The organism is Paraburkholderia largidicola (genome assembly GCF_013426895.1).
Lineage (GTDB): Bacteria > Pseudomonadota > Gammaproteobacteria > Burkholderiales > Burkholderiaceae > Paraburkholderia > Paraburkholderia largidicola.
The window spans coordinates 1,818,815-1,831,149 of record NZ_AP023175.1 but is presented as its reverse complement, the minus strand read 5'-3'; the positions used below and the strand labels follow the sequence as shown (position 1 = coordinate 1,831,149).

Here is a 12,335-nt window from a genome sequence, read left to right as displayed (position 1 = left end):
TTTCACGTTGAACTTACGCTGGACATCGAATGAACATGAAGAACACTTCTTATCGCCGCGTGCTGGCGGGTGCCGCCGCCGTTCTGTTCGCCGCCGCGTTGCCGGCCTTCGCACAGGTCGATGCGGGCAAGAGCACGGTCGTCGCGACATCGAAGCAGATGAACGTGCCCGTCGACGGCACGTTCAAGAAGTTCAACGCACAACTGACGTTCGATCCCGCGAAGCCCACGGCAGGCAGCGCGAATCTGTCGATCGACACCGACAGCTACGACCTCGGCGACCCTGAGTACAACAAGCAGGTGCGCGGCAAGGAATGGTTCGACAGCGCGACGTTCCCGAAAGCGACGTTCGTTTCGTCGGCGATCGCGCCCGCGGGCGGCAATCAGTACAAGGTCACGGGCAAGCTGACCATCAAGGGCAAATCGCAGACGGTCACCGTGCCGGTTTCCATCACGCAGCAGGGCGCGACGCAGACGTTCGACGGCTCGCTGCCCATCAAACGCACGCAGTACGACATCGGCTCGGGCGAATGGAAGGATACGTCGGTAGTCGCCGACGACGTCGTCATCAAGTTTCACATCGTCGCCGCAAAGCATTGAGCGCGCGGGGCACACTCATCAATTCAGGAGAATAACGTGAAGAAACAACTGTTGATCGCAGCGGGCGCGCTGATCGCGGGCATGTCGTTCAATGCAATGGCAGCCGATACGTACCAGCTCGATCCGAATCACACGTACCCGAGCTTCGAAGCCGATCACTTCGGCGGCATCTCGGTATGGCGCGGCAAGTTCAAGAAGTCGAGCGGCACGGTCACGCTCGATCGCGCAGCGAAGACGGGCACGGTCGACGTGACGATCGACACGACCTCGATCGACACGGGCAACGACAAGCTCGACAAGCATCTGCAAACGCCGGAATTCTTCGACGCAGCGAAGTACCCGACGGCGACCTACAAGGGCACGCAGATCCGCTTCGACGGCGACACGCCTGTCGAAGTGATCGGCACGCTGACGCTGCACGGCGTGACGAAGCCGCTGAACCTGAAGATCGAATCGTTCAAGTGCTTCATCAACCCGATGCTCAAGCGTGAAGTGTGCGGCACGGAATCGACGGCGACGTTCGACCGCGCGGACTTCGGCATCGACTGGGGCAAGTCGTACGGTTTCAATACGAAGACGGTGCTGCATATCCAGGCTGAAGGCGTCAAGCAGTAAGCGCATCACGCTGACTGTCATGCGAGCCGCCTTCGGGCGGCTTTTTTCATTGCTGCGGCCGTGGCCTTCAGCCCACGCGACCTGCTCCCGAAAACGCTCACCTATCGACAGTTCGCGCCGACATGGCAAGGCCGCGGCCCCGACAATCCGACCGGCGAACACGCGCGCCGCCGTTTCTTCGCAGAAGACGTCGCGACGATATGAACGCTAGTCGCCGCCGTATTCGGAGTACTTGCGCGAATCGCCGCGCACCTTGTGCGCCGGATACTTCGCGCGATTCAGTTCGATCTTCTCCAGCACCGCCGCATACAGATCGACATCGAGCCGGTCGGCAAGCATCACGAGATACGCGAGTACGTCGGCCATCTCATGACGGATTGCGGTGAGCTTGTCGTCGGCGAGTTCGCTCTTTTCGCCCGACTGTAACCATTGAAACGGCTCCAGCAGTTCGCTCGCTTCGACACTCAATGCCGTCGCGAGATTCTTCGGCGAATGAAAGCGCGACCAGTCGCGCTCATCGACGAACTGCCTCAACAGATCGCGCACCGCGAGCAGATCGCTGCTGCGTTCATTCTCCATACGGACACTCCACTCAAACCTTCAATACAAAGTCATTGGCCCGTGCGGCCAAGTATCAGCCGATGCACGGGCGCGCCCGGCAGAAACGACGTCTTCTCGCCGCGCACCCACGCTTCGTGTCCGGCGAGAAAGTATGGCGACAGCGGATGACCCGACTGCCCGCCCGGCATTTCGAAGATGCCGCTCTGCTCGCGTCCCGGCGACACGATCATCCGCTCCGATGCGCCGAACGCCGGCGCCTGCACGCGCGGCATGTTGATGTCGCCGGGCAGCGGATCGTGCGGCGCGCCGAGCCAGCCGCGCACCCACGGCAGCCACGCCGGCACGATGCGCGCAAACGGATGCTCGATGGCCGCGCGATTGCGTTCGCCCCAGCGCGCCTGTTCGACCGGCGTATCGGCGGGCAGTTGCGCAATCGTGCGATCGATGCGGTCGAGCATGAACGCGCGCCAGTCCCTGAAACCGTCCGGCATCCACGCGTGATGCTCGGCGAGCGTCTCCATGACGGCTTCGTAGCGCGAGTTTGCAATGCGCAGACCAAGCGGCGGATTGCCATTGCCGCCGCCCGGCATCGCGCCCGCCAATTCGGCGTCGAGCCTGCCGAACCACGCGTCGTACAGCGAGAAGAAGAAACCGCGCGTGAGCCGATAGCCGACGGCGTCGACATCCGCGCGTCCATTCCATGCGACCAGTTGCTGCCGGAACGCCGCGCGTTGCGGATGACCTTCGAGCGCGCCGGCATCGAGCGCTTCGAGCGCCACGCGACGCCAGACTTCGATCCATTGCGCGCGGTCGTCGGTCTGGATCGACAGCATCGCGTGCTCGTCGGGGCTCGGCGCGGCGAGCAGATCGTCACGAATCTGCGACGCACGCGCGCCGAGGTCCGCGCCCGAGTCGCCGATCAGCGCGGCGTCACCCGACATCACCACGCGATTGTTCGCTGTCCACAGACGGCCGAGCGGCGGATCGACGCGCTTCGGATACGACGCGGGCGGCAGATAGTGCTGCCAGCCTTTATACGTCGCCGAGTCGTATGGCGTGTCGCTGTCCGGGCCGTTTTGCGCGTCGCCCGGATCGCGCTGCGGCAGCGGCCCCGCCAGCGTCCAGCCGATCTTGCCGCGCGAGTCCGCGACCATGATGTTCTGGGTCGGAAGGCCGCTGGTCTGCGCGACGCGCAGTGCTTCGTCGATCGTCTTCGCGTCTTCGAGCTTTTGCAGATTGAGGTTCACGGCTTCGCGATCGTGCGCGACCCAGCGCAACGCATACGCGCGCGCACCGATCGTCAGCTCCGGTCCCCAGCGCGTTTCGGCCACCGGCAAGTCGACGCTCGCGCCGCCCTTCACGTCGATGCGCTCGTGATAGACGGTCGCGCGCGTCCATGCGCCATCGGGTGTGCGGTACTGCAAACGGTCGGCAGGGTTGCGCTGCAACTCGATCAGATCGATATAGCGGCCGTAGCTGTTCGTGAAACCCCACGCGATCTTGCCGTTGCTGCCCGCAATCACGAGCGGCGCGCCGGGCAGGCTCACGCCCGTCAGCGTGTGCATCGGCAGTCCGTCGCCGGCGGGCCACATCAGCGACACGCGGTACCAGATGTTCGGCAGCGACAGCCCGAGGTGCATGTCGCTCGCGAGAATCGCGCCGCCATGCGCGCTGTGTGCGCCGTCGACGACCCAGCCGTTGCTGCCCACAGCGGACTCGTTCACAGCTTCGCTCTGCTCGTTCGCGACGCTCACCGGCTTCGGCGCCGAGAGCCAGTCGGGACGGGTCGAAGGAATGCGCGCGGGTTCGACGGGCGGTGTCGACGCGCTGTCGAATGGCGCGTCCCAATGGCTCGCGGCGGGCAGCAGGAACGCGTACAGGTCGGCGCTCACGCGGTCGCGCAACACGGCGCGCGCGAGGATACGGCGCGTTTCGGACGATTGCAGATCGAAGTACATCGCGTAGACGACCAGCAGCGAATCTTCGGCACGCCACGGCTGGGGCTGCGTGCGCAGCATCCAGTATTCGAACGGCCTTGACGACAACGCGGCGAGTCCCGCATTGACGCCCGCCGTGTAGCGCTCGAGGAGCTGCCGCTGATCCGCGGGCATCGCTTCAACGATGGCATGCGCGCGGGCGCGGAAGCGATGCAGCCGATTGCGCCTGTCGAGTTCGAGCGCGTTCGGACCGACCAGCGCCGACATCTCGCCCGCCGCGACGCGCCTCAGCAGGTCCATCTGAAGGAAGCGGTCCTGCGCGTGCAGGAAGCCCGTCGCATAAGCGACATCGTCGCGCGTCGCGCCGTGGATGGTCGGCACGCCGAGCGCGTCGCGCTCGATCGTCACCGGCGACGACAGCGACGGCGCGCGCTGCATGCCGTCGAGTTGCGCAAGACTGCCGCGCAGCAGCAGCCAGCCGCCGAGCAGCGCCGCGACTAGCAGCCCGACGACGACGCCCGCCAGCACGAGCGCGGCGAGGCCGATGGTTTTACCGATCGATCTGCTTGACGACTGACTTGCGACGGCGGGACGACGGCTCATCGTTCGGGTTCGTAGTGGTTCGGGGAATCGGGACGTCCGGGCATTGTGCACGAAGCAGTTTGCACGCTCGCATTCGACTGTAACGAAAGCACTGACCATCCAACATAATGGAATTATTATCCAGTATGATAGACGTCATGGACATCAACTCACTGATTGCGCGCCGCGTGCGCGAACTGCGCGACCGCCACGGGCTGTCACTCGAAGCACTCGCCGAACGCAGCGGCGTGAGCCGTTCGAATATCTCGCTGATCGAGCGCGCACAAAGCAGCCCGACGGCGGCCGTGCTCGACAAGCTGGCGACCGCGCTCGGTGTCGCGCTCGCGTCGCTGTTCGAAGCGCCCGCGCCGCCCACGGACGCGCCCTCGCCGCTCTCGCGCGCCGCAGAGCAGGCTGTCTGGACCGATCCCGGGTCCGGCTATGTGCGGCGCAATCTGTCGCCCGCCCTACCGTCGCCGATCCAGTTAGTGGAGGTTCACTTTCCCGCCGGCCAGCGCGTGGCCTACGAGACAGGCGCGCGCGACGCCGAAATCCATCAGCAGATCTGGCTGATCGAAGGCACGATGGACATCAGCGCCGGCGACGCGCATTGGCGGCTCGAAGCGGGCGATTGTGTCGCGATGCGTCTCGATTGCCCGACCGTGTTTCACAACCCGACGCGCAAACCGGCGCGCTATCTGGTGGCGCTATCGACGCTGCCCTTTTCACCTTCGAGGAGAAACGCATGATGGAAACGATCAGCGTGCGTCGCGTCGGCGCGCACGAGGCCACGCAGTGCATCGACGATCTCGCCGATGTGCTGATCGACTGCGTTGCGGGCGGCGCTTCCGTCAGCTTCATGTGGCCGCTCGCGCGGGACAAGGCAGTCGCGTTCTGGCAAATGGTGGCCGCCGGCATCGAACGCGGCGAGCGCGCGTTGCTGATCGCGGAAGACGCGGACGGGCGTATCGCCGGCACGGTTCAGCTGGTGCTCGCGCAGCCCGACAACCAGCCACATCGCGCCGATGTCGCGAAGATGCTCGTGCATCGCCGCGCCCGCCGGCAAGGCGTCGCGCATCGGCTGATGGCCGCCGCCGATGCCGTGGCCCGCGACGAAGGCAAGACCGTGCTCGTCCTCGACACCGTGACAGGCGGCGACGCCGAGCGCGTGTACGCGCGCGCGGGATGGCAGCGCGTCGGCGAAGTGCCGAACTATGCGTTGATGCCGGATGGATCGTTTTGCGGCACGACCTTCTATTTCAAGCATCTTTGAATGGGTCGTTTGCCCGTCACGCAAAACGGGGAAATATGAGATTCGACAAACGTTTGCGGTTTAGGGAAATCAGCCCTTAATCTTTTCCGCCATACGCCGTTATCGCTAGAGCATTCCCAATTTCTTCTCAGGCGACATGGCCAAGACCATTCCGTTTCCCGGCAGCAATCAGGCAGCGCGCGCGCGGCAAGCAAAAGCCATGCTGCTGCCCATCCCGCGCAGCATGGCGGTCGAGCTGATCCTGCCCGTGCACATTGCCCTCGACGCCCTGCGTCGTGGCGCAGGCAGCATGAGTGCCGCGCAGACGCTCACGCAGACGATGCTGCTGACCGGCTTTCTGTGCGACCTCGGCTATGGTGAGATGACCTACGATCAGCTGCGCACCGCCGATCAGGCGCTCGCCGTCACGTTCGAGCGCGGCCGCGCGAGCGACGAGTGGCGTATCGACGAAGCGCATGTCGAATTGCTCTCGCATATCGTCAGCACTTATGACGCGCAATTGCAGCGCGCGCCGCTCAGCGCGCTGACGGATGCGAGCGCCCGGCTCGACCGCATCATGGCAAACGGCGACGCGGAGCCGACCATCCGCAAGCAGGCGTAACGGTTGCGGGACGCTGGCTCCCGAAAACGCTCACCGTTACCGAAACGCGCGACCCGCGCTTCTGCCCGCCTTCGTAACGCATCTCTTTGCCAGGCAACGCGTGACCCGGGCAAGGGCAACATCAAACAGGCATTGCCTGTATCCTCTGCTGTACCCGATGCGCCGCGCAAACGGCGACGTTCGTTCGACAGTGGAGAAGCTTCATGACAGACGACAAGCGCAGCCCAGAAGACATCGATCCTGACTTGGTCGAAGTGGCGCGCGAAATATTCGACGCAGCCCGGCGCGGCGAAGCGAACATGCTGGCCGCCGTCATCGAAAAAGGCGCGCCGCCGAATCTGCGCAACGAGAAAGGCGACAGCCTCGTGATGCTCGCCGCCTATCACGGCCATACGGACGCCGTGCGCGTGCTGCTCGAGCGCGGCGCGGACCCGAACCTGCGCAACGACAACGGACAGACGCCTCTCGCGGGCGCAGCCTTCAAGGGCTTCAAGGATGTCGTGCAGACGCTGCTCGCGCATGGCGCGGATGTCGAAGGCGCGTCGCCCGATGGACGCACGGCGTTGATGATCGCCGCCATGTTCAATCGCACGGAAATGGTCGAGCTGCTGCTCGCGCATGGCGCGAATCCCGATGCGCGCGACGCGAACGGCGTGTCGGCCGCCGACGCGGCAAGCCGCATGGGCGCGCCGGAAACGGCTGCGCTGCTCGCGAAAAAGGCGGGCGCATGAAGCTGGAGGGCAAGACAGTCGCCGTCGTCGCGCCTGCAGGCGTGCCCGACATGCAGCATGTCGAGCAAAGCATCGCATTGCTCGAAAGCTGGGGCCTGCGCGTGCGGGTCGGCGCGCACGTGCGAGACCGCTACCGCTATCACGCGGGCAAGCATGAAGACCGCGCTGCGGATCTGCATCGCGCGTTGACCGATCCTTCCGTCGATATCGTCTGGGTGGCGCGCGGCGGCTACGGCAGCATTTATACGCTGCATGCGCTGCCCGATGCCGTGCCGTGCGCAAAGACGCTGGTCGGTTTTTCCGATGCGACGGCGCTATTCGGTGCACTGCATGGCATGCCGAACGTGCGCGTGATTCACGGTCCGACGTTGAACGGACTCGCAACGAAACTCGACGACGCCTCGCGCGCAAGCATGCTCGCCGAGCTGCGCGACGAGCGCGCCGCGCCCGTGCCTCTGGAGCTGTTGTACGGTTCGGATGCGCGTCGTGTCGAAGGGCATCTTGCGGGCGGCAACATTACCGTGCTCGCAAGTCTTGCCGGGACGCAATGGCAGGCGAGTTGCGACGGCGCGATCGTGCTGCTCGAAGACGTGACCGAGCTCGCCTATCGGATCGACCGCAGTGTCATGCAGTTGCGCGAAGCGGGCGTGTTCGATGGTGCGCGTGCATTCGTGCTCGGCGATTTCATTCGCTGTCCGCTGCCCGAAAACGCGGACTTCACGTTGCACGACATGATGGTCGATCTGTTGAAGCCGTACGGCGTACCGATTTACGCCGGCTTCCCGATCGGCCACGGTTCACGCAATCATGCGTGGACGTATGGCGCGCCGGCAGCGCTCGAAGGCGATCAGCTGGTGCGTTAGCGCGTCAGTTGCGTGATGACGCGCTGGACAGCGTCGAAGTCCGGCGCGTCTTTTTTCAGCGCGTCGCGCGCACACCATGGGTACGGCAAGCGGCTCGCCCAACGCAACAGGCTCCCGGCGAATTCCGCGGGCAATGTCGACATCTCTTCGATCGTGACGTGCAGGCGCGTCACTCGCGACGATGCCGCATCGCCCGTCCAGTCGTAACGGCCATAACCGACGCGCGCCGCGCCCGTCGCCTTTTCCGTCATGCAGACGAGCCAGTCGCACGAGAATTCGTTTTGCTTGGCGGCCGGCATTGCGCCGATGCAAAACGTGTACACGTTCTCGTATTTCAGCGCGAAGTCGCTCACCAGCACGGACGCGATCGCATCGCGCCCGTGCGTTTCTTGCGGAAACGCGATGGCCGTTGTTTTCACAGTCATTGCCAAAGACGCATCGTGCGCGAATGCATCCATCAGCAGATGCGGACGGTTGGCGTCCTTCGCCAATATGTAGGATTCGATCGAGCCTTTGAGTTCAGTCATCTGTCAAAACGTGTCAGCGTAACGAGCCGATCAGTCTAAGCGCTTCACGTCGCTGCACTTCGCTTGCCCTTGATGCCAAACGGGCTTCTGCTGTTTTCACGAATGCGGCGCGCATTCTTTGCACAACATGACGAAACTGCGTTGCGCGCGATGCGCTTTGCGTTCGACAATGCCTCTTCCGTGCGCAACTTCTCATTTGCGCCCGCATCCCACAGTTCGAACACGCGCCCTCGATGAACTCCCGCTTCGCCAGTCTCACGCGCATTCATTCTTTCATGCCGCTTGCCGGCGCGACGCTGATGCTGGGCATCGCGATGTCGTTCACCGCACCGTATCTGTCGTTGTTCGGCGTCGAGCAGACGGGCATGACGCCGTTGCAGCTCGGGTTGTTCATGACGCTGATTGCGGCAAGCGGAGTCGTTGCAAGCGCGTGGGCGGGCAAATGGTCCGATAGGCATGGGCATCATCGCGCGCTGTTGCTCGCTGCGTTGATCGCTGCATCGCTCGGCTTTCTGCTGCTTTGTTTCGTGCGCAACTATCTGGCGCTGCTCGTGATCGGCGTGGCGTTTCTCGGCGCAGGCGGCTCGGCGATGTCGCTGGTGTTCTCGTTCGGTCGCGCGGCGCTGCCCGTGCACGACGAAGCAGAGCGCTCGTTCGCGCTCGCGACGCTGCGCACCGTGCTGTCGATGGCGTGGGTGTTCGGGCCGTCCGTCGGCGCGCTGGTGCTGGCGGGCGCGGGCTTTTACGGGCTCTTTCTGTTCGCGGCCGCGTGCTTCGCGGCATGCGGCGCGATCGTGTGGCGCATGCGCGAATCGCCCGCTGGCGATCCGCACAACACACCGGCGCACTATGCGGGCGACCCGGCCTCGTCGCTCGAAGTGACGACCGTCACCGAACCCGCCGAGCCGCCGCCGCCCTCGCCGCCTCATGCCCCCGGCACGCAGCGGCAGATCTGGCGTTCCGTCGTCGCGCTGACGCTGATCGGCCTCGCCGCGAACGCGACGATGATCGTGCTGCCGCTTTACGTCGTGCATGGCCTGAAGGGCACGCGGCTCGATGTGTCGATCATGCTCGGGCTCGGCGCATTCCTCGAAATTCCGATGATGCTCGCACTCGGCGCGCGCGGCTCGACGCTCAACAAGCTGAACTGGCTCGCGGCGTGCGCGGCCGTGCATGTGGTGTATTTCATCGCAGTCGCGGCAGCGGGCACGGTCAACGTGCTGATCCCCATGCAGGCATTCAATGCATTCGTCGTGGCCGTGACCTCGTGTCTGGGCATGACGTATATGCAAGATCTGATTCCGCGGTCGCCCGGCGCGGCGACGGCATTGTTCTTCAACGCTTCGCGGGTTGGGTCGATTCTGTCGGGGGTGTTGTCGGGTGTGCTGGTCGCGGGTCTTGGGTATCGCGGGACGTTTCTCGTCTGCGGATGCCTCGCGCTCGGGGCGCTGATTCTGTTCGCCGATCCGCCGTGGAAGCGCATTGCGCTGCGGGTGCGGGATGCGTGGGAGGATTGGCGGCATCCTGCCCAGTGACGGCGGGAACGCTGGCGTTACCTGCGATCGTGCTGCGATGCATAAGGCGCTGATCCGGCGCAGCGCGAGCCCGGTCCCGTGGTTTCTCAGTCCACATCGCGGTGCGATATCTCACCATCCTGACCCGCACGCACGACGCCACGCCCGACGAACGCGTTGTGTCCTTTCTGCCACCCGCTATTATCGATATTCAATCCAAAGGAGAGAACCTGATGAACCGACCGGATTTCATCAAGCACTGGACTGAACTCGAAGAGCCGGATGCGCATAGCTATGCCGGCGATACCGAGCCCATGGCGCTGGACGCGCCGCTTTCCGCCGCACTCGGCATTTCGCGTATCGGCATTCACCACATCAGGCTTCTGCCTGGCCGCAGGACGTCCTATCCACATGCCGAAAGTACCGAACAGGAGTTCGTGTACGTGCTCGAAGGCAAGCCCGACGTATGGATCGACGGCACGCTTCATCCCATTGCTGAGGGCGATTCCGTCGCGTTTCCGGCAGGCACGGGCATCTGCCATACCTTCATCAACAACACGAAGGAGGAAGTCCGGCTGATGGTGATCGGCGAGCGTCCGCGCGACGATAACCGTATTCGTTATCCGCTCAACGAAGCGCATGAACTTACCCGCCGGGACCGCTGGGTGGACTGGCCGACCCGACCGCTCGGCAGCCATGACGGGAAGCCGGACTGAGCTTGACGCGAAGGGCTGCCGTGCCGGCGCCCGCCGCATGCCAGTCATCTTTTGACTCCCGAAAACCCTCACCTTCCCCCGACCCGCCCGCCACCGAGCACACCCACCCGATGACAAGTAGAATCGGGTAGAGCCCACTGCGGTGAGGTCCGGCAGGACGCACAGGCTCAGCAGTCGACCCGTACCAGGGATACCAGCACGAAAGCCCGGCACGCAGCGTCCCAACACGCAAGCGCGCCCTTTCCGCCGCAAGGAGATCTCATGAAGGTGCTCGCTGTTCACCCCAGTGGCCTGATGTACACCCGCGTGTATCTGCGCCTCGAGCCGCTCGGACTCGAAACGGTCGCCGCCGTGATACGCGAAGCCGGCCACGATATCCGCCTGATCGACCTGCAAGTCGAATCCCATCGCGCGCTGCACAATCTCGTGCGCACCTGGCGGCCCGACGTGGTCTGTTTCTCCGCCAACTATCTCGCCAATATCCCCGAAATCATCGATCTGTCGAAGGCGATCAAGGCGCATTTACCCGGCTGCTTCGTATTCGTCGGCGGACATAGCGCATCGTTCACCGCCGGCGACATGCTGAGACACGCGGAAGGCGCGATCGATTGCGTGCTCAAAGGCGAGGGCGAAGCGAAGGTCGTCGAGTTGCTCACGGCCGTCGCACGCAAGGGCGAGCTGTTGCGCGTTCCGGGCGTCGTCACGCGCGAGGGTGAAGGGCCGCCGCCCGGCTTCACCGAAAGCCTCGACCAGATTCGACCCGCACGCGATCTGCTGCGGCATCGGCGCAAGTACTTCATCGGTGTGCTCGACCCGTGCGCGTCGATCGAATTTGCGCGGGGCTGCCCTTGGGACTGCACGTTCTGCAGCGCGTGGACCTTCTATGGACGCAGTTACCGTTCGCGCAGCCCCGAAGTCATCGCCGACGAACTGGCGTCGATTCGCGAGCCGGGCGTGTTCATCGTCGACGACGTCGCCTTCGTGCATGCCGATCACGGCATGGCGATCGGACGCGAAGTGGAGCGGCGCGGCATCCGCAAGAAGTATTACCTCGAGACGCGCGGCGACGTGCTCCTGCGCAACAAGGAAGTGTTCGAGTATTGGCGCAAGCTCGGTCTGCAATACATGTTCATCGGACTCGAAGCCGTCGATGCCGAAGGACTGAAGGCGTTTCGCAAACGCATCGACGTCGACAAGAACTTCGAGGCGCTCGCGTTCGCGCGCTCGCTCGGCATCACGGTCGCGATCAATCTGATCGCCGATCCCGACTGGGATCACGAGCGCTTCGAAACGATCCGGCAATGGTGTCTGGAAATTCCCGAGATCGTGAACATCAGCGTGACCACGCCGTATCCGGGCACGGAAATATGGTTGCGCGAACAACGGCGACTGACGAGCCTCGACTATCGGCTCTACGACATCCAGCACGCCGTGCTGCCGACGAAGCTGCCGCTAGCCGAGTTCTACGCGGAACTGGTACGCACGCAGCAGGTGCTCAACCGCAAGCATCTCGGCTGGGGCGCGCTGTATCGCGCGGCGGGCGAAGCCGCTTCGCTGCTGTTGCGCGGACAGACGAACTTCGTGCGCATGCTGTGGCGCTTCAACTCGGTGTTCAATCCGAATCTGCAATTGAGCGATCACGCGCGCGAAGTGCGCTACGAGATGACGCCGCCGCCCGCACATCGGCCGGAAGACAGCAACGTCAAGGTACTGTACGTGCATGGCCCGGCGGGACGAAAAGGCCGCAAGATCGACGATGCAACCGAAAAATTCGTCGATCAGACCCGCATGGGGACGGGCTGATCGCAACGCGGCG

At 64.1% G+C, this 12,335-nt stretch carries 13 protein-coding genes; 10 read left to right on the top strand and 3 right to left on the bottom strand.

The window, feature by feature from the left end; genetic code table 11:
• Nucleotides 1-35 precede the first annotated feature (35 nt).
• Both PPGU16_RS24910 and PPGU16_RS24905 read left to right on the top strand, forming a co-directional pair.
• Nucleotides 36-599 (top strand): YceI family protein, encoded by a 564-nt coding sequence (locus PPGU16_RS24910; RefSeq protein ID WP_180723068.1) that lies wholly within the window; start codon nt 36-38, stop codon nt 597-599.
• A 36-nt stretch (nt 600-635) separates the two neighbouring features.
• Nucleotides 636-1,214, top strand: a complete 579-nt coding sequence (locus PPGU16_RS24905) for a YceI family protein (RefSeq protein WP_180723067.1) — start codon at nt 636-638, stop codon at nt 1,212-1,214.
• Nucleotides 1,215-1,421: 207 nt separating this feature from the next.
• Here the strand turns inward: PPGU16_RS24905 and PPGU16_RS24900 are convergent, their stop codons facing one another.
• Both PPGU16_RS24900 and PPGU16_RS24895 read right to left on the bottom strand, forming a co-directional pair.
• A complete protein-coding gene (locus PPGU16_RS24900; RefSeq protein ID WP_180723066.1) occupies nt 1,422-1,793 on the bottom strand; it encodes a nucleotide pyrophosphohydrolase in 372 nt (123 codons plus the stop codon).
• Nucleotides 1,794-1,825: 32 nt separating this feature from the next.
• Nucleotides 1,826-4,315, bottom strand: a complete 2,490-nt coding sequence (locus PPGU16_RS24895; RefSeq protein ID WP_180723065.1) for a penicillin acylase family protein — start codon at nt 4,313-4,315, stop codon at nt 1,826-1,828.
• A gap of 137 nt (nt 4,316-4,452) precedes the next feature.
• Between PPGU16_RS24895 and PPGU16_RS24890 the strand changes: the two genes are divergently transcribed.
• The 5 genes from PPGU16_RS24890 to PPGU16_RS24870 all read left to right on the top strand — a co-directional run bounded on the left by PPGU16_RS24890 (nt 4,453) and on the right by PPGU16_RS24870 (nt 7,762).
• On the top strand, nt 4,453-5,043 hold the full coding sequence (locus PPGU16_RS24890) for a helix-turn-helix domain-containing protein (protein ID WP_180723064.1): 591 nt from the start codon (nt 4,453-4,455) through the stop codon (nt 5,041-5,043).
• Nucleotides 5,040-5,567 (top strand): GNAT family N-acetyltransferase, encoded by a 528-nt coding sequence (locus PPGU16_RS24885; RefSeq protein WP_180723063.1) that lies wholly within the window; start codon nt 5,040-5,042, stop codon nt 5,565-5,567. Before PPGU16_RS24890 ends, PPGU16_RS24885 begins: the two co-directional genes overlap by 4 nt.
• Before the next feature lie 136 nt (nt 5,568-5,703).
• A complete protein-coding gene (locus PPGU16_RS24880) occupies nt 5,704-6,168 on the top strand; it encodes a hypothetical protein (RefSeq protein ID WP_180723062.1) in 465 nt (154 codons plus the stop codon).
• 203 nt (nt 6,169-6,371) lie between these two features.
• Nucleotides 6,372-6,899, top strand: a complete 528-nt coding sequence (locus PPGU16_RS24875; RefSeq protein WP_180723061.1) for an ankyrin repeat domain-containing protein — start codon at nt 6,372-6,374, stop codon at nt 6,897-6,899.
• Complete coding sequence (locus PPGU16_RS24870) at nt 6,896-7,762, top strand: S66 peptidase family protein (RefSeq protein ID WP_180723060.1); 867 nt, start codon at nt 6,896-6,898, stop codon at nt 7,760-7,762. Before PPGU16_RS24875 ends, PPGU16_RS24870 begins: the two co-directional genes overlap by 4 nt.
• Here the strand turns inward: PPGU16_RS24870 and PPGU16_RS24865 are convergent.
• Complete coding sequence (locus PPGU16_RS24865) at nt 7,759-8,289, bottom strand: hypothetical protein (RefSeq protein ID WP_180723059.1); 531 nt, start codon at nt 8,287-8,289, stop codon at nt 7,759-7,761. The two genes, PPGU16_RS24870 and PPGU16_RS24865, sit on opposite strands and share 4 nt — an antisense overlap.
• A gap of 233 nt (nt 8,290-8,522) precedes the next feature.
• Here PPGU16_RS24865 and PPGU16_RS24860 point away from each other — a divergent pair, with 233 nt between their 5' ends.
• The 3 genes from PPGU16_RS24860 (at nt 8,523) to hpnR (ending at nt 12,322) form a co-directional block, all read left to right on the top strand.
• Nucleotides 8,523-9,824 carry a sugar efflux transporter gene (locus tag PPGU16_RS24860; protein WP_180723058.1) on the top strand — a complete coding sequence of 434 codons (1,302 nt, stop codon included), beginning with the start codon at nt 8,523-8,525 and terminating at the stop codon, nt 9,822-9,824.
• A gap of 212 nt (nt 9,825-10,036) precedes the next feature.
• Nucleotides 10,037-10,519 carry a cupin domain-containing protein gene (locus PPGU16_RS24855; RefSeq protein WP_180723057.1) on the top strand — a complete coding sequence of 161 codons (483 nt, stop codon included), beginning with the start codon at nt 10,037-10,039 and terminating at the stop codon, nt 10,517-10,519.
• A 261-nt stretch (nt 10,520-10,780) separates the two neighbouring features.
• Nucleotides 10,781-12,322, top strand: a complete 1,542-nt coding sequence (hpnR, locus tag PPGU16_RS24850; protein WP_180723056.1) for a hopanoid C-3 methylase HpnR — start codon at nt 10,781-10,783, stop codon at nt 12,320-12,322.
• Nucleotides 12,323-12,335 lie beyond the last annotated feature (13 nt).